Source organism: Sphingomonas sp., assembly GCF_003248515.1.
Classification (GTDB): domain Bacteria; phylum Pseudomonadota; class Alphaproteobacteria; order Sphingomonadales; family Sphingomonadaceae; genus Sphingomonas_I.
On sequence record NZ_QFOB01000003.1, the window covers coordinates 72511 to 90342 of the forward strand.

The following is a 17832-nucleotide window of genomic DNA, read 5'->3' on the forward strand; positions in this document are numbered from 1 at the left end:
GCTTTCCGTGCCGCCCGGGCCGGGTGGTGGAGAACCTAATCGAAGCCATCCGATTGGACATGGTCGGAGCGACGGATTAGTTGGACGATCCAGCAGGATGGGATCCGATGAAGAAGGACATCTTTCCTCTCTTTTACCTCTATGGAGAGGCGCATCGGCTGGTGGAGGACGATTTCGTCCACCTGGAGGCATTGGACGATCGTTCGCGCCCCAGCGATTGGCACATAACGCCGCATGCCCATGCCGATCTCTGCCATATCTTCATGCTGTGGGAGGGCGGCGGCAGCATGACGGCGGATGGCGAGGAGGTACGCTTCAAGGCGCCCTGTTTCCTCCTGATCCCGATCGCCACGCTGCACGGATTCGACTGGGACGATGGCACCACCGGTTCGGTCATCACCATGTCCGGTCGCTATATCGATAGTCTGCTACGCACCGATCCACTGGCCGATACCCTGTTTGCCCGTTCGCGCGCGATCGCCCTCGATCCACGCTACGATGCGAAGGTTCGCGCGCTATTCCTCGAACTGCGCGACGAACTCGGCTGGTCGGTGATGGGGCATCGCGCCGCCGTGGACGCGACGATCATCGCGCTGCTCGTCATTGCGGCGCGCAGCAATGTCATCGACACGCGGGAAGGGCCACGCCCGGGCCGGGCCGCACTGATCGTGGCCCGGTTCCGCGAGCGGATCGAGGCGCGTTTCCGCCTGCGCGAGCCCGTTTCGGTCCATGCCCGCGCATTGGGCATCAGCGAGACGGCGCTGCGCGAAGCCTGCATGCGCGTTGCCGGCCACTCCCCAGCCCGCCTGCTGGACCAGCGAGCCCTGCTGGAGGCGCGGCGGGCGCTGCTCTACACTAACCTGTCGGTCGCCGAGGTCGGCTTCGCGGTGGGCTTCGTCGATCCCGCTTATTTTTCGCGTTTTTTTCGCCGCCACGTCGGCCGCCCACCGATCCAGTACAGGGTGGACGGAGGAGACAGGCCAACGATGAGGTGAGCGAGCGTATCTGGATCCGCGCAGGGGATGCGGGTGGATCGAATAAGGACCAATCCCGTGGGACATCGTCCCTTCAATTCATCTTTGGGTTTGATCCGCCGCCGCGTTCAAGGGGCGCATCCCCAGCAGACAGCCCGCGTCGTTCGGGAAAGACCTCGGCTCTTCCTATTCACCAGGAACTTCGTCGGCATGGCGAAACTGGATCGCACGACGATGGCGCATTCATTGACAGACGGGCGAACGGACCACAATTGGACTAACCATTCTAATATATATTTGGACAATGAACGTTCATGGATGCCCAGGTCGGCCGCATCCTCGCCGCCCTGTAAGCATCGGGCCACGACAAGGACACGATCGTCGTGTTCACGGGTGATCGCGGCGATCTGCTGGGCGGACACGAAATGTGGGAAAAGAACCTGCTGTGGGAAGAAGCGGAACATGTGCCGCTTATCATACGGGGACCCGGCATCGCCCGCGGCAAGGTTTCGAAGAAGATGGTCGAAATGATCGATCTGTACCCGACCCTGACCGAGATGGCAGGCCTCCCCCATTATGCCCGCAACGAAGGCTTCAGCTTTGCGTCGCTGCTGCGCAATCCGAACGATCCCGCGTGGGATCGTCCCGCCTTTTCCCAGATCGTGGGCGGTCGCAGCGTGCGCTACGGGCCTTGGCGCTACACCGAATGGGTCAACGGCAAGCTGGGTCGCGAACTCTATAATCTTGAGGAGGATCCCCTTTCGCATCGCAATCTGGCGAATGAGGCGGATCAGGCCGCAACGGTCGCCAGGCTTGCCGCGATGCTGCCACAGGGAGAGGTGGAGGATCGCCCCGGATATACGGCAACCGATCCCCGGAACCCCCATCCGGGACGCGGCAACCCGCCCTTCCCGATGGTGCCCAACACCGGCAATTGCGCGCATTGGGGTGTCGGCTGAGGCGTTTCATGCGTAGCAAGCTCGTCGCCATGTCTCCCGATCTTCCACCACCTGATCGTTTTCCATCGATGCGCCGTATCGACGGCGGCGTCTTCACCATGGGCTCCGCGCTTTTCTATCCGGAAGAGGCGCCGGTGCGGCGCGTGCGCGTGGACCCGTTCTGGATCGATGCCGGCCCCGTGACGAACCGCGATTTTTCGTCTTTCGTGACGGCGACCGGCTACCGGACGTTTGCGGAGACCGCGCCGGACCCGGAGGATTATCCCGGAATGCCGGCGGAATTGGCGAAGGCCGGCTCGCTTGTCTTCGAGCCGACGAGTGGCCCCGTCGATCTCGGCGATTTCACCCAGTGGTGGCTTTTCCGCTTCGGCGCTGACTGGCGCCACCCGCTCGGCCCGGACAGTTCGATCGAAGGACTGGAGGATCATCCGGTCGTTCATATCGCCTATAGCGACGCCGAAGCCTATGCGGCATGGGCCGGAAAGGCGATCCCTACCGAAGCGGAATGGGAGTTTGCCGCACGCGGTGGGCTGGAAGGCGCTGAATTTGCGTGGGGAGACGAATTGGCGCCCGGAGGCGCCATGCTGGCCAATTACTGGCAGGGCAATTTCCCCTACGCCAACCAACTGCTGGACGGCTGGGCGCGAACATCGCCAGTCGGCACCTATCCGCCTAACGGATATGAGCTGTTCGACATGATCGGCAATGTCTGGGAATGGACGGCGGATTGGTATGCGCAGCCTAGGATCGAGAAGAAGAAGTTCAAGGGCGCCTGCTGCGTGCCGGCCAATCCACGAGGGGGCAGGCAGGCCGACAGTTACGATCCGCGCACGCCGCGCGTGCGGATCGGGCGCAAGGTGCTGAAGGGAGGCTCGCATCTCTGCGCGCCGAATTACTGCCAGCGTTACCGGCCCGCGGCCCGCCATGCGCAATCGATCGACAGTTCCACCAGCCACATCGGCTTCCGGTGTATCATTCGCGATCAGGCGCGCTGAACTGCGCCCATCGGACCCTGAATAATGCCGATCAGAATTTCCGAAGATCGCTCGCGACGATAACCGGCCCTCCGAAGACGCGCTTCACGCCATCTGAATATTGGGTCGTTGCGGTCTCGTCATCGAATCCCGGCACGATGTGGGTCAGGACAACCTCCTTCACGCCAGCCCTGGCCGCCATCGTACCAACCTCGTCCAGGCTCAATGCTGCATGAAGGCCGCGGGATCGACGTTCGCATTGCCCGCAACCTTGCGCATGGCGGCCACGTCGACCACCTCGGAGATGAGCATATCCGCGCCTTTGGCCAACCGCGTGACGGCCTCCAAAGGCCCGGTATCGCCTGTATAGACAAACGCCCGCCCGCGCGCTTCGATCCTGTAACTATAGGAGTGGGAAAGACGCGCGGGCCGCGAGCAAGCCATCATTAATAGAACGATTGTTCTTATTCTTGAACAAGCCGAGTCTTGATCGGACGTTCTTGTCAGTGAATGCCAGCTCGCGGACATCCGCGATGGAAAACTTTCGCCAACGCACATGAGGCCAGACAAGATTGCGGAGATCGCGAAAAAGGCGAACGTCAAGAAAGTTGTCCTGACCCATTACACCCCCACCCCCCCGAAAGATCAGAACGTATTGGATGCCGCTGTCGCGGAGATACGGAAGGATTTTCACGGAGCGGTTCAGGCCGCGCATGATCTGAATACCTTCAGCGCCGACTGATTACCCCCCAGTCCGACGACGAGAGAGGGCGATACCGCGGGTTCGACGAATGGCGAGCCTGCGGAAATTCGCCTCGATCCCCGCGAACATCCGCCGTCTCTTCCATCTCCAACGCCGTCTGATCGGCCAGGAACGGTATCGTGAGAGACGCTCGGCCATTCTGACCGAGCTGCGAAACCCGGTAGCGTGAGGCAGAGCTTCAAATGCCGGGCAACATCACGGAGAGACGAGTCCGCATTCGGCCGACGGGCGCTTGGTTTACATATAATAAACCCGAAGCCCGGACGATCATCAGGAAATACTTTCCTTCAAGGCTTCGAGAAGGAACGGCCGAACATCGAACCAGGCCGCTTTCCGTCCTTGCTGTGTCATTTGATTCGGTTAACCATATCGCCCAATTTCGGGTGCGACTCGCCCGAAAAAGGGGAGCGATGTATGGCAACCTACGATTTCTTCGCGATGGTCGGCCAGACCATCGCATTCAATCCCGCTACAGATCGTCTGTCGTTCGGCAGCATCGAGGGCTCGGCGTCCTTGAGAATCAGGCAATCCGGCGCCGATTTGATCGTGGGATACGTCGGCGGCCAAGAATCAACGGTACGCCTGAGTTCGACGGACTTCGCCGCCTTGACGAGCAGCAACCTCTTTTTCCCCTCCGGAGCCGCAGTCCGGCTGGATACGGCGGGCGACGACACCCTGACCACGCCTGGATATGAATATCGATATGGTTATGGCGAATATGTGGATATCCGGAAGGGCGGCTCGGATACGGTGACCACCGGTTTCAGCGCCGATACCATCTATGTCGGTGCGGCGCTGGATGCCGGCGATCGGATCAATGGCGGCTTGAACAGCTCGGATACCGTGATTCTGGGCGGCGTATATCAGAACATGGTCGTCCTCGGGGCGGATACGATCACGGGCGTGACATCGATCGTTGCGGAAGCCGGGAGCATCATTCGCCTGAAGCTGGATGCCAATACGGTGGCATCGGCGCCGACCTACGCCTTCAACGTCGATGCCAGGGCGCAAGGCGCGGGCGATCTGCTCGCGCTCGATGGATCGGCGGCGACAGGCTATTTCTACGCATATGGCGGAGGCGGAGATGACACGATCCAGGTCGGCTCCGGTGGAAGCAGGCTGTATGGCGGCGCGGGCAACGACACGCTGATCGGTGGCGCCGGTGCCGACGCTCTCTATGGTGAAGAAGGCTCGGACACGCTCCACGGCGGCGGCGGCAATGATGTGCTGGATGCCGGCTATGATGCGGCCGGGGTGGTCAACCAGCTTTATGGTGATGCGGGCAATGATACACTGACGGGCGGGATCGGCGATGATCTGCTCGATGGCGGCGACGATAACGATTCGCTTTCCGGCGGAGCGGGCAACGACACGCTTTTCGGCGGCGCGGGCAACGATACGTTGAGCGGCAACGCCGGCACCGATCAACTGACCGGCGGTGCGGGCGCCGATCGGTTCGTCGTCTCTGCGGAGAGCAGAAATACGGTTCTGGCGACGATCACCGACTTCAATCAGGCCGAGGGCGACCGGATCGTCCTGGACTACAATTCCTACAATTATGCCGTCAGACCGGCCATTCTGCGCGGCGTGGTCGCGGCCGGCTTCACCCTGACTGAGGGCGCGCATCTGGGCGGTGAGGATGCGGGGAAGGGCTTCTCGCAATTCTGGTCCTACCGCGATGGATCGACCACCTATCTGATCGGCGACCTCAACGATAATCGGGTCTTTGATTCCGCCGATTCCGTCCTGGCTCTCACGGGGCCGGATACGCCGGCCATTCTGACGCTCGCCGACTTCACGGCCACCAGTTTCTCGTCCGCGCGCATTGGCACGGGCGGTGACGATGTGATCGACGGTACGTCCGCCGCCGACTGGATCTACGGGATCAGCGGCAACGACACGATCAACGGCTATGGCGGTGACGACGCCCTCTACGGCGGCGACGGCAACGACACGCTTTACGGGCAGGACGGGCGCGACCAGCTTTATGGCGAGGCCGGCAACGACACGATCCATGGCGGCGCGGGCGACGACATCCTCTCCGGCGGCACCGGCGACGACCTGATCTATGGAGACGACGGCCAGGATCTTCTCAACGGCGATGACGGCTCGGATACGCTCTACGCCGGCAATGGCGACGACTATCTGTTTGCGGGCGATGACGCGGCGGGCGTGGTCAACCAGCTTTATGGCGAGGCCGGCAACGACAAGCTGACCGGCGGCTTCGGTGATGAGCTGCTCGATGGCGGAGCCGGCAACGATCTGCTCCAGGGCAATGATGGCGCCGACACCCTGCTCGGCGGCGACGACGATGATACGCTGATCGGCGGAGGGGGACGCGACGTTCTGAACGGCGGCGCGGGCAATGATGTGCTCACCGATGGCCTGCAGGGAGACACGCTCACCGGCGGCTCCGGCGCGGACACGTTCTTCGTCTTTTCCAATCTGGCGGCGATCGCAACCGTCACCGATTTCAATCGGGCCGAGGGCGACAAGCTCAGCGGCATGAGCAATCCGGCCGTGTCGGCCTTCGTGGGCCCGGTGGCGGCGGGCTTCACGCTCACGCTCGGCGCGCATTTCGGGGGCGACGATCTCCCGTCCTATCTGGACCTTTTCTTCTCCTATCGCAGCGGATCGACCACCTATCTGGTGGGCGATCTGAACGGCGATCGGGTGCTCGATCCCGCCGATTTCGTCGTGGCGCTGGCCGGGCCGACCGCGCCTGCCGCGCTCATCGCCACCGATTTCGCGGCCGGCGCACTCGGCGTCCGAACGGGCACGGCCGGAAACGATTCCGGCGGGGCGATGGACGGCACCGCCGCCGCCGACATCATCCTGGGCCTGGACGGCAATGACACGATCAACGGGCTGGGCGGCACCGACTGGCTCTATGGCGGTGCCGGCAATGACGTGATCGATGGGGGCGCCGACGCCGACCTGATCTATGGCGGCACCGGCAACGACACGCTGCGCGGCGGCGACGGCGCCGACACGCTCTATGGCGACGATGGCGCCGACACGATCCATGGTGGCAACGATAATGACGTGCTCTGGGCGGGCGACGATGCCGCGGGCGTCGTCAACCAGCTATACGGCGATGCCGGCAACGACGTGCTGAACGGCAGCATGGGCAATGACCTGCTCGACGGCGGCGACGATGACGACACGATGATCGGCTGGTTCGGCACCGACACGCTGCGCGGCGGCAACGGCAACGACATCCTGCTCGGAGGCGAGGACGATGACGTGCTGGAGGGCGGCGCGGGCAACGATCGCCTGCGTGGCGACGGCGGCAGCGACACGATGACCGGCGGCACCGGCGCGGACACGTTCGCGCTCCGGCTTTACGACACCGCCCATTATATCTCGACGCTGGCCACGCTCGATACCATCACCGATTTCAACGCCGCCGAGGGCGACCGGATCGATCTCGAATATTCGGTCGCCGCGCATGACAATCAACCGACTTTGCTGCGCGGTTCGGTGGCGGCGGGCTTCTCGCTGACCGACGGTGCGCATCTGGGCGGCGAGGATGCCGGCGCGGGCTTCTCGCAATTCTGGTCGTATCGTGATGGTTCGACCACCTATCTGATCGGCGATCTCAACGACAATCGCGTGCTGGATACCACCGATCTGGTGATCGCGCTGACCGGCCCGAACACCCCGACCCTCTTCACGGCGAGCGATTTCGTGCCCGGCACCTTCGTCGCCGGGACGCTCGGCACGTCCGGCGACGACACGATCGACGGCACCACCGGCAATGACGTGATCTACGGCCTCGCCGGAAACGACACCATCAATGGCCTGGACGGCAACGATGTGATCAACGGCGGCGCCGGCGCCGATCTGATGACCGGCGGCGAGGGTGACGATATCTATTATGTCGACAATGTCGGCGACAAGGTGATCGAGTTGCAGGATATCACCCCCGGCAGCCATACCGGCAGCGACACCATTTATTCCACCGTCAGCTACAGCCTGTTCCAGCAATTCGTGGAGACGCTGACGCTCGGCGGCACCGCCAATATCGATGCCACCGGCAATGCGCAGTCAAACAGGCTCAACGGCAATAGCGGCAACAATGTGCTGAACGGCATGGCCAATGCCGACGTGATGGCGGGCGGCAAGGGCGACGACACCTATTATGTCGACAATGCCGGAGATCAGGTGATCGAGGCCGATGGCGAGGGCAACGATACGGTCTATGGTTCGGTCAGCTTCAACGCGGGCACGGCCTCGATCGAGACGGTCAGGCTGACGGGCGCCGCCAATATCGACGTCATCTATGCCAATAGCGGCGCCAACACCCTCTACGGCAACAGCGGCAACAATGTGCTGAACGGCGGCGGCGGCGGCGATACGATGATCGGCGGCGATGGCGACGACACTTATTATGTCGATAATATCGACGACAAGGTGATCGAGCTACAGGGCAATGGCACCGGCAACGACACGGTCTATTCTTCGATCAGTTACAGTCTGGCGGGCCAGTTCATCGAGACGCTGACGCTCACCAACGTCGTTGGCGACAATGCCCTCAACGCCACCGGCAACAGCCAGGCCAACACGCTCAACGGCAATGATGGCAACAACGTGCTGAACGGCATGGCCGGCGCCGACATCATGGCGGGCGGGCGCGGCGACGATACCTATTATGTCGACAATATCGGTGACAAAGCGATCGAGTGGGGTGCGCAGGGCCATGACACGGTCTATTCGTCGGTCAGCTATGATCTGGCCGGGCAGTTCATCGAAGTGCTGGAGTTGATCGGCTTCAACGCGATCAACGCGCTCGGAAACAGCCAGGCCAACACGCTGATCGGCAATAGCGGCGACAATGTCTTCACGGGCAGGGCAGGAGCGGACACGTTCGGCTTCCGTGCGGGCTTCGGCCACGACGCGATCACCGATTTCACGAGCGGCGGCGGCGTGGATGGAGACTTCATCGCCTTCGCCAGCGGCACCTTCAGCTCCTATGGCGACGTTATGGCGCATACGGCGATGGTCGGGAATGATACCGTCATCACCCTTGATGCGAACAACAGCATTACCTTGAAGAACAAGCAGATGAGCGCGCTCTCCTCCGCCGACTTCGTCTTCGGCGGCTTTTGACGAGCCCCCCGGGGCGTTTTCGGCTCCACGAGCCTGTCGCCATCGAAGGGGATCAGCCGTCCATTTCGCACGAAGGCCGCTGCGAAACGGGGCGCTGACACATGAGCGGATCGGTGGCGGCATGGTCAGGGAAGCCGCCGGCAGGCGTATGGGAGGCGTGAAGGCTTTCGCCTGTCGTTTCGACGCGAAGGCTCGCTTCATCGAGGTCGTCGCTTTGACACCCTATGGCGAGCAAACCTCACGAAGGAGGCGGCCTTCCTGACGAAGCGATCGGGCGGGACATCCCCTTCTCTAACGATACAGGATCGATAGCGTGAGTGCGGTGGTGACTATTGTCAGCAGCACCAGCAACGCCCCCATGCGCGCATAGTCCGTGAACCGGTAACCTCCCGGCCCCATCACCAGAAGATTGTTCTGATGGCCGATCGGGGTGAGAAAATCCGACGATGCACCGATCAGCACCGCCAGCAGCGCGGCGTCAGGGTGCACGTCGAGCAGCCTCGCGACATCGATGGCCAACGGCCCCATGATGATCGCCGTCGCGACATTGTTCAGGAAGATGGAGAGCAGCAGCGTGACGAGGCACAGCGCGCCGATGACGACAAACAGCGCCTGACCCTGCAACATTCCCCCAAGCCATTGGGCCGCGATCGCCGCCGCGCCGCTATCCTCGAAGCTCTGACCCACCGGAATCATGGCGGCCAGCAGCACGAGCACGCTCCAGTCGATCGAACGGTACACATCTTGTGGCGGAATGAGCCGAAGGGCCGCCAGTGCGATCGCGGCGCCCACGAAGGCCAGCGCCGGCGCCACGCCGCCAGCCACGATCGCGAGGATCGCGATCAGGAAGATGCCGATGATCGCAACGGCGGCGCGCCTGGCCACCGGGGTCGGATCCAGCCGATCGATTTCCAGGAGCCGGGCGCGGCCGACAAACTCGGCGAGATCGGACTGGCGTCCTCGCAGATAGAGCTGGTCACCGGGGCGAATGCGCATCCGGACGAGCGGCTTGCGTTCACGGGCGACACGAGGGCCGACCGCCACCACTTCGAGCCGCTCCTGGCTGCGGGTACGCACCTCATCGTAGCCAAGGTCCGCCAGCGGCGATCCATGCGCCACCGTGACGCGTGCCGTGATGGCATCGGATGCAACGTTCATGGGGGCGGCCGTCAGCAGGCCGGTGCGATCCGCAACATCCCACTGGTTCGAGCGGGACATGATGAGCAGCCGATCACCCTCCTCCAGTCGGGCGCCGGCAGGCAATATGTTCAGGCCGCGGAAGGCGGCAAGCGCTCGCGCACCTGCGGCCCGCAATCGCGCCAGGCGATCCTCATCACGGTCGTTCGCAGACAGGGAAAGCTCGAACACGCGCCATGGAGGCCGGGAAAGATGCTCCGATCGCGCTCTCACGGGAAGGAGGCGCCAGCCGATCACGGACAGGTACAGGAGCCCGGCCCCGGCCACCGCGATCCCGACGGGTGTCATGGCGAAGAAGCCGAACGGCTGCCCCAGTTCGCTCTCCCGAACGGAGGACAGGATCAGATTGGCCGGCGTTCCGATCAGGGTCGTCATGCCGCCAAGAATGGTCGCGAAGGCAAGCGGCATCAGCGTAACGGTTGGCGGAAGCTTCGCGTCTCGTGCGATGGCGTTCGCGATCGGCATGGTCACCACCAGCGCCGCGATATTGTTCATGAAGGCAGACAGGAGAGCCCCGACGAGCAGCAGGCTCGCCAGCCGCAGACTGAACCCGGCAGAGGACGGGATCAGCACCTTGGCGACGCCTGATGCGAAGCCCGAAAGCTCCACGGCCCGCCCGATCACAAGCACGCCCGCGACCGCCAGGACCGCCGGATCGGCAAAGCCCGAAAATGCGTCCTTCGGTGCGACAAGGCCGGTTGCCAGGCAGGCGAACAGCGCCGCGAAGGCCACGAGATCGTGGCGCACCCTTTCCGATACGAACAGGATGAGCGCACCGACCAGAATGAGAGCGCTCATCATCGCGCTGTTCATCCCGGTCCGCTCCCCGTCTGTTATCTGCTATCTCGCATCCACGATATCGTGGATGCCTGCCAACGGATCGCGCCCACCCCGGTTCCGGCGCCCGCGGCCGGTTTTGGGCATTCGCCGTCAGTGGCGGCTGTTCACTCTCCAACGAAGCCGGATAGCAATGCCATTGCGAGTTCCCTCGCACTGGGCTCGAGAGCATCGTCTGGCAACTCACCCGCCGTCCAGAACGACAACACCCCGCGAAACGCAAATGCAAGGTGCGTCGGCAGGGACTGCAATGCCCCCTCTCGTCGGACAATCAATCCCTCGCCGGATCCAAGCGCCAGGGTCCACAGGGCCGAAGAATGCGCGAGAACCTGACCCGTATTGGGTGTCGCCGCGCCGATCCATCCCATCACGGCGCGGTTTACCCGCGCGTCCTCCAGCATCACGTGCGCGGCAATCGAGGTTGCAAGCAGGATGCGATCGACCGCGTCCGGCAGGGGCGGCGCGTCCGCGAACCTTGCGGCCATCGTGTCGATCCGCCGCGCCGACAGCGCATGCATGATCGCCGCCTTGCTGCCGAACTGATTGAAAGGCGTCGCAAAGCTGACGCCGGCCCGCGCAGCAAGATCGCGCATCGAGAAATCGGCCTTTCCATCGCGTAGCAGGGTTTCCGCCGCGTCGAGGACGGCCTCACGCAGTTTCTCTCCCCGGATTCCGGTTGCGGATGGTCGGCCCTTGATGCTGCTCATGCAATTTCTATATCATGATATAGATGTTTCGATAAGCGGAGATATGACATGGCAAAGGGCGCCGCAAAGACCCTCCTCATCACCGGTGTCAGTTCAGGGCTTGGACGCGCCTTCGCCGCTGGCGCGCTGGCGGCCGGCCACCGGGTGATCGGCACCGTGCGTAGCGAGGAGGATGCGAGAATGTTCCGGGCTCTGGCCCCGGACCGGGCCTTCCCGCTCGCACTGGATGTTACCGACTTCGACGCGATCCCGGCAGCCATCCGCGATGCCGATGCCAAAGCCGGCCCAGTCGATGTGCTGGTGAACAATGCCGGCTATGGGCACGAAGGCGTGCTGGAGGAATCGTCTTTGAACGATCTGCAGCGCCAGTTCGCCGCCAACGTCTTCGGGCCGGTCGCGATGATCAAGGCAGTGTTGCCGGGAATGCGCGAGCGGCGTGGCGGCCACATCATCAACGTCACCTCGATGGGCGGCTTCATCACCATGCCCGGCATCGCTTTCTATTGCGGCAGCAAGTTCGCGCTGGAAGGCATATCCGAGGCACTTGGCAAGGAGGTGGCGGGTTTCGGCATCCGCGTCACCGCGCTGGCACCCGGCCAGTTCCGCACCGACTGGGCCGGCCGCTCCATGGACCGCACCGCCCGCAGCATCGCCGACTATGACGGCGTGATGGACCCGATCCGCGCCGCGCGGCAGGCAAAGAGCGGACGGCAACCCGGCGATCCGGCGCGAGCGGCGCAGGCGCTGCTCGCGCTGATCGAGGCGCCGAGCCCCCCGGTGCGGCTGTTTCTGGGCACGGATGCGCTCGGCCTCGTCGAGCAGAAGCTGCAGGCCATGGCCACCGGGATTGCGGAATGGGAGCCCCTGTCCCGCTCGACCGACTTCGCCGCCTGACCAACGGCGGGTCCGTTGCGGGAAAAAATTGGCGAAGGTGGTGACCGATCCGGAATCGCCGTCGAATAAGCGGACATGATCAGCCGCTCCATCTCGAGACTGATGCCGCAGCGGGCGGCCGCGCGACAGGAGCACGGTTACCCGTCCCATATGTCGAAGCGGGATGGCTGGGATGCGCTGATGGTGGCCGCGCAGGATGGCCATGGCGGCACCTATCAACGCCTGCTCACCGAAATCTCGCAATGGCTGCGTCGCTATTTCGAACGACGTCTGCCCTTCGGCGATGTCGATGACGCAGTGCAGGAAACCCTGATGGCCGTCCACCGGCGGCGACACACCTATGATGCGCGCTATCCGATGGGCGCGTGGCTGGCGGCGATCGCCAGGCGCAAGTGGATCGATCAGCTGCGCGCGCTGGGCCGACGGCCGACGGAAGAATTGCCGGGCGATCTTGCGGCGGGAGATCATGAGGCCTCGGTCATCAGTGCCACCGTGCTTGAGCGGCTGCTGGACGAGCTGCGCCCCGCGCAGGCGCAGGTGATCCTGCTGGTGAAGATCCAGGGCTGTAGCATCGAGGAGGCGTCGCACCGGACAGGCCAGTCCGTCTCCGCCGTGAAAATGAACATCCATCGCGGCCTCGGCCGGCTGACCGCTTTCATCGAGAATAGCCATGACGTCGAATGATGCGCTGATCCTGGATCTGGCGACCGGTCTCGCGCCGGTGAGGCGGCGCAACCCTTGGCGTGAAGCGCTGTGGGTGCTTGCGCTCGCCGGTGCCGAGCTCGCGTTGCTGCTCGCGTTCGGCGCGATGCGGCCGGATATGGGGCGGGTCATCCTGTCGCCCTTCATGATCTGGAAGATGGGCAGCCTCGCCATGCTGACCGGTATCAGCCTGGTGGTGGCGATGCGCTCCTTCTCGCCGCCGGTATCCGCGCGTCACGGCATGACCGTCGCGCTCGGGCTGGCCGGTCTGGCGATGATCGGCGGGATGGGAATGGCCCCGCCGGTGGAAGGCGGCGGGTCGCTGCTCGATCGCCTGGCGCCGGCGCATGGCCTGCTCTGCGTGACCGCGATCATCGTGCTCGCCTTGCCCCTGATGCTGGCGCTGGCGTGGCTGATGCAGCGGGCGGCACCCGTGCATCCGAGGAGAAGTGCTTTCGCCTCGGGCTTCGCCGCATCCACCTGCGCCGGGCTGGTCTTCACGGCCTGCTGTCCGATGAACGATCCGCTCTACATCATCGTCTGGTATTCGGTCGGCGTCGCCGCCGTGACCCTTCTCGCGCGCTGGCTCCTGCCCGGACGGCTCCGCCTCTAACGTCCGGGCGTCGACCCGACGCCTTCTTTCCCCATCGCCTTCTCTTCCGGCGGCATCGCGCGCCGGGATGGATGGCGCGCGCCCTCACTATTTCGAACAGGAAAGCGCCATGACATCGCATACCGCACTCTCGCAAATCCATGGCGCGCCATCGGTGGCACGCTGGCTGAAACGCTATTATGCCGGCCGGGCGCTGTTTTCCGCCGTCTGGGTGGCGGGTGCGTTCACCATCGGCAGGGCAAACCCCGCGATCGGCATGGCCCTGCTCATCGCCTATCCCGCCTGGGACTGCATCGCGAACTGCGTCGACGCCGCGCGGAGCGGCGGCCTGCGCGCCAACCCCTCCCAGTTTTTGAATGCTGTCGCCAGCGCGATCGTGACGCTCGCGATCGCGGTCACAGCCGGGCACGATCTTCATATCGCCATCGGCGTGATCGGCATCTGGGCGGCACTCGCGGGTGTTCTCCAGCTGGCAACCGGCATTCGCCGATGGCGGAGCGCCAGCGCGCAATGGCCGCAGATCCTGAGCGGCGCCCAGTCCGCGCTGGCCGGCACGCATTTTCTGTTTAAGGCGTTCGATCCGGCGCTGGCCGTCGGTGTCGCGGACGTGGCGCCCTATGCGGCGTTCGGCGCGCTCTATTTCGCAATCTCCAGCGCAGTGCTCGCTTTCCGGCGCTAGCCGCATACCCATGGGGCCGCGCAACAGCGCTGTCGGATCTGCGGGGCATCCCTGAGCTGAAGCGATGCCCCGCAGATCCCGCGCGGGGCCACCCTCTCCCCTTGCGTTCCTATCGCATGGGGGGTGGCGGCAGGTTCGCGAGATTATTATCGCTGGCCCGGTCGGCGTGCGTGCGCATGTAGCGCCGTCCGCTGCGCATATGCACCACCAGCAATGCGGCCTCCGGCTCGGTGCCCTGCTGCACGAAGAAGCGGAAGCGCCCGCTCTCCTGCAATTGCACCGCCTGCCCCACCGGCATGGTGAAAACGGTGCCGTCTTCGTTGAGACCGCCGATCGTTTCGATCGCGCCGCTCCGGGCGCGTGTCGCATAGCGGATGCGCACGCCGATCGCGCCCTCGCGATAGTCGCCATCGGGGATCAGCTTCACCTGCAGCCAGCCGTCGCTTGCCACCACCGCGCTTTCGGAAAGCTGGGCGGCGGTCGTCGCCGGCACAACCTCGTCGCTCGTCCAGCTCACCGGATCTGGCCGCCTGTGCCACAGCCAGTCACCACGTATGTCGCTCGCCACCGGCAGGCGCGTGGCCTGCGGATCGCGCAGCACCGGGCCGAACCGCAGGGTCGGGGAGAGCCGCGAAAGCGCCGCCGAGGTCCATTCCCGCCGCAGCCCGATCTCCTTCTGCGGCAGCACCCCCGTCGTCACCTGCGCGCCCGCGCCCGGCTCCATGATGAGCGTCAGCGGCACGGAGAGGCCCGGATTGATGTAGAAGACCCCCGATCGATCCACGAACGTCTCGGAGAGCGGCGCGCCGTCGATCGTCTCGGCCAGTTCCGCCACGCCGGGATCGATCAGATGCAGCACCGAATAGTCGCCCGCGACGAAATAGCCGAGCAGGCCATCGCTCGCCTGCGCCAGCGTCCCCAGCCGCACCGGCACGGCCGTGGTCGCATTTTCGGGTGGATCGCGCCGGTCGAAGATGTCGATCGAGATCGATGCCTGCACCAGCACGGCCGGCCGGCCGAGGATCAGGGAGAGATGCTCGTCCCCGCTCGCCCCCGTCAGGTCGGTCGACCAGCGCGTCGCATCGATGATCCGGAGCAGCGCCGAAAGCGCGCCCGGAATTTCCCCTCGCAGCTTCGCCGCGACATCGATGTCGAGCAGCCTGTCCGCGAACCCGCCCAGAACGGCATTGCCGATCTGGTTGCCCGGTCGCGCGCCAAGGCCGCTGGGCTGCCCCGGCGCCTCCTCCCACGCCGCGCCGTCCACCCCATCGGGCCGTAGCGCGCCGAGCCCGATGCCGGCCGCGTCGAACAGAGCCAGCGACCCGTCGCGCGGGGAAGGAAGGAGGAAGCCGCAGACCGGCGTGACGGCTTCGCTCGCCTCCGTCGCCGAACCCGCCGCATCCATGAAGCGCAGCAGCACCTGCGCCGGCGCGGTGAAGCGCGGGCGCAACGCCGCGAGCGACGCATGCCCCGGCGTCGCGAGGCTGCTCCCGATCGCCACCACCGGCGGGGCGGCAAGGTCGACATATTGCCCGAAGCCGTCGACCAGCCGCAGCCTGTCCACCCGGAGGAAGCCCGATCGCAGCGGCCGGAAATGGGCGGGCCGGGGATCGATCGGTGCCGGCGCGTCGAGCCGGCCATGATCCGCCGTCACCCGCGCCGTCAGCGGATCGCCTCGCAATTGCGCCGTAAAGCTCTCCAGCGCGCCACCGACCAGATCGAAGGCGTCACCACCGTCGGCAATGGCGAATTCCAACAGCCGCGACGGGGCCGCGCTGAGCAGGGATCGCCCGGAAATCGCCACCGCCGCATCGTCGGCCGGCACGGCCGGCGTCGACGGCAATGAGAAGTCGCTGTCGCCCAGATCCCAATCGTGCGTACCGTGAGGCGAAGGAAGGTAGCTGACCGTCCAGTCCAGATGGAGCGGCGTCCACGGCCGCAGCGGCGGCGTGATCGCCACCGGACTGGGCAGGATGCCCGTGATCTCGGCTCCGGCCAGCGCCATCGCCTCGTCCGCGCCCGCCGCAAAGGACTGCCACCAGCGCGCGCGCGCCGCTGCGATCGGGGAGGGATCGGTCGCGGTCGCCTGGTCCAGATCGGGCGCGCTTCCCGGATCGAGGCTGGCCAGTTCGCCGAGCAGTGCCACCACTACCGCCGGCATCCCGTAATCGGCAGGGATCGGCGCGAGCGGCGCCGCCGGCAGCATCGATGCCCCGGCTCCCCCTGCACCACCACCGGTGATGCCGAATGCCGTCACCACGTCTGCCTCCAGCCGGCAGATCAGATCGTCATTCTCGCCGAAGCGGCCATCGCCACCATGTTTGGCACTGCGCGCCGCACCTTGCAGCACGATCGCGGGGTTCGTCGCCTGCCAGCGGCGCGGGCCTGTCCGCGCGGCGGCGCGAAAGCTGCCGGTGCCATCGGCATCGCCCGGCTTCCACACCGTCTCGCTGCCGCCCTCGGTCGGCGCCGATCCGAAGCGCGCGGCGCTCAGCGCGGCATCCAGCTTGGCGAGCCCGTCCATCCCGGTCGCGTCGCCGATCAGCCCCGCAAGCCGCGCCTCCAATATGCGCGAAGCGGTCGCGTCCAGATCGTTGGCGACGATCGCCACCACCGCCTCGGCCAGCGTCTCGCCGATCGCCACCTCGATTCCGGCGAGATCCGGCTTCTGTTCGCCTTCCTGTCCCGGATCGCCCACGGTCCAGTCCGCCTTCGGCCATCCCAAAGCGAGCGCGGCGGCATGGAACAGGCAGCGATCGGGAAATGCCTCGCCGGTCGCGAGCGGCCGCGCGAGCGACCAGTCGCGATCGTCGAGCCGATCGAGAAAATCGCTCTCGGTGCTCGCGGCAACCGGATCCTTCGCCGGATCGGCATACCAGCCGCACACCAGATAGGCGACCGGCCCCGCGACATCGACGAGATCGTCATAGAGCGCGAAACGCCCCGCGACATTGTCGAAATAGGCGGCCCAGCCGAAGCTGCCGATGCCGAGCGCGGTCAGTTCACCCTTCGGCGTCGAGGGCTGGACTGCCGGCGGCACTGCCGCCAGCAGATCGCCGACCACCACAGGCATGTCCGCGCCGGCATCGGGAATGATCCACGCATCCACCTTCCGCTGCACAGCACCCGGCGGCGTCGTCAGCCGCAGCACCATCCAGCGATCGGGCACCGCCGGCATCTCGACCCCGTTTGCGTCGACGACGCCGCTGGTCAGCGCGTCGGGCAGCGCCCAGTGGAGATAGGCGCCCGGCGCGCGCCCTTCCGCCATCGTCTCGAACGGATCGGCGTCCAGTTGCTGGCGCACGACGCGATTGGCCTGCGCCTTCGGCGCGCGCATCGCCGTCTCGGCCCAGTCCGCCCCCGCGCCTTGCGAGCGGACGATCAGCACATCGAGCGCAATGGGGACCAGCAGGCTCGCCAT

The 17832-nt window shown here is 65.1% G+C and carries 13 protein-coding genes and 1 pseudogene; 9 read left to right on the forward strand and 5 right to left on the reverse strand.

Features of this window, described 5'->3' with window-relative positions:
- Positions 1 to 107 precede the first annotated feature (107 nt).
- From DI605_RS05775 to DI605_RS05785, 3 genes and pseudogenes are all read left to right on the forward strand, one after another.
- Positions 108 to 995 (forward strand): helix-turn-helix domain-containing protein, encoded by an 888-nt coding sequence (locus DI605_RS05775; RefSeq protein WP_293970423.1) that lies wholly within the window; start codon positions 108 to 110, stop codon positions 993 to 995.
- A 347-nt stretch (positions 996 to 1342) separates the two neighbouring features.
- Positions 1343 to 1933 (forward strand): annotated as a pseudogene (locus DI605_RS05780) (sulfatase/phosphatase domain-containing protein); the annotation flags it as partial.
- 68 nt (positions 1934 to 2001) lie between these two features.
- The gene (locus DI605_RS05785) at positions 2002 to 2928 is read left to right on the forward strand and encodes a formylglycine-generating enzyme family protein (RefSeq protein WP_293971384.1); all 927 of its coding nucleotides are present in this window, start codon (positions 2002 to 2004) and stop codon (positions 2926 to 2928) included.
- 31 nt (positions 2929 to 2959) lie between these two features.
- On the opposite strand, the gene DI605_RS05790 is transcribed toward DI605_RS05785, so the two are convergent.
- Complete coding sequence (locus tag DI605_RS05790) at positions 2960 to 3109, reverse strand: hypothetical protein (RefSeq protein ID WP_293970426.1); 150 nt, start codon at positions 3107 to 3109, stop codon at positions 2960 to 2962.
- 354 nt (positions 3110 to 3463) lie between these two features.
- On the opposite strand from DI605_RS05790, the gene DI605_RS05795 reads away from it, so the two are divergent.
- Positions 3464 to 3649, forward strand: a complete 186-nt coding sequence (locus DI605_RS05795; protein WP_293970428.1) for a hypothetical protein — start codon at positions 3464 to 3466, stop codon at positions 3647 to 3649.
- 443 nt (positions 3650 to 4092) lie between these two features.
- On the opposite strand, the gene DI605_RS05800 is transcribed toward DI605_RS05795, so the two are convergent.
- The gene (locus DI605_RS05800) at positions 4093 to 4290 is read right to left on the reverse strand and encodes a hypothetical protein (protein WP_293970431.1); all 198 of its coding nucleotides are present in this window, start codon (positions 4288 to 4290) and stop codon (positions 4093 to 4095) included.
- On the opposite strand from DI605_RS05800, the gene DI605_RS05805 reads away from it, so the two are divergent.
- Positions 4277 to 8782 (forward strand): calcium-binding protein, encoded by a 4506-nt coding sequence (locus DI605_RS05805; RefSeq protein ID WP_293970434.1) that lies wholly within the window; start codon positions 4277 to 4279, stop codon positions 8780 to 8782. The genes DI605_RS05800 and DI605_RS05805 overlap by 14 nt on opposite strands.
- A gap of 291 nt (positions 8783 to 9073) precedes the next feature.
- Here DI605_RS05805 and DI605_RS05810 read toward each other — a convergent pair whose 3' ends face one another.
- Together DI605_RS05810 and DI605_RS05815 are read right to left on the reverse strand one after the other, a co-directional pair.
- Positions 9074 to 10777 carry an SLC13 family permease gene (locus DI605_RS05810; protein WP_293970437.1) on the reverse strand — a complete coding sequence of 568 codons (1704 nt, stop codon included), beginning with the start codon at positions 10775 to 10777 and terminating at the stop codon, positions 9074 to 9076.
- Between the two features lie 146 nt (positions 10778 to 10923).
- The gene (locus DI605_RS05815; RefSeq protein ID WP_293970440.1) at positions 10924 to 11523 is read right to left on the reverse strand and encodes a TetR/AcrR family transcriptional regulator; all 600 of its coding nucleotides are present in this window, start codon (positions 11521 to 11523) and stop codon (positions 10924 to 10926) included.
- Between the two features lie 48 nt (positions 11524 to 11571).
- Between DI605_RS05815 and DI605_RS05820 the strand changes: the two genes are divergently transcribed.
- The 4 genes from DI605_RS05820 to DI605_RS05835 all read left to right on the forward strand — a co-directional run bounded on the left by DI605_RS05820 (position 11572) and on the right by DI605_RS05835 (position 14411).
- The gene (locus DI605_RS05820; protein WP_293970443.1) at positions 11572 to 12417 is read left to right on the forward strand and encodes an oxidoreductase; all 846 of its coding nucleotides are present in this window, start codon (positions 11572 to 11574) and stop codon (positions 12415 to 12417) included.
- A gap of 150 nt (positions 12418 to 12567) precedes the next feature.
- The gene (locus DI605_RS05825; RefSeq protein ID WP_293970446.1) at positions 12568 to 13101 is read left to right on the forward strand and encodes a sigma-70 family RNA polymerase sigma factor; all 534 of its coding nucleotides are present in this window, start codon (positions 12568 to 12570) and stop codon (positions 13099 to 13101) included.
- On the forward strand, positions 13088 to 13732 hold the full coding sequence (locus DI605_RS05830) for an NrsF family protein (RefSeq protein WP_293970449.1): 645 nt from the start codon (positions 13088 to 13090) through the stop codon (positions 13730 to 13732). The genes DI605_RS05825 and DI605_RS05830 overlap by 14 nt, the downstream gene beginning before the upstream one ends.
- Before the next feature lie 109 nt (positions 13733 to 13841).
- The gene (locus DI605_RS05835) at positions 13842 to 14411 is read left to right on the forward strand and encodes a DUF308 domain-containing protein (protein ID WP_293970452.1); all 570 of its coding nucleotides are present in this window, start codon (positions 13842 to 13844) and stop codon (positions 14409 to 14411) included.
- Positions 14412 to 14520: 109 nt separating this feature from the next.
- On the opposite strand, the gene DI605_RS05840 is transcribed toward DI605_RS05835, so the two are convergent.
- Entirely contained in the window at positions 14521 to 17832 is a 3312-nt protein-coding gene (locus DI605_RS05840) for a DUF3892 domain-containing protein (RefSeq protein WP_293970455.1), read from the reverse strand.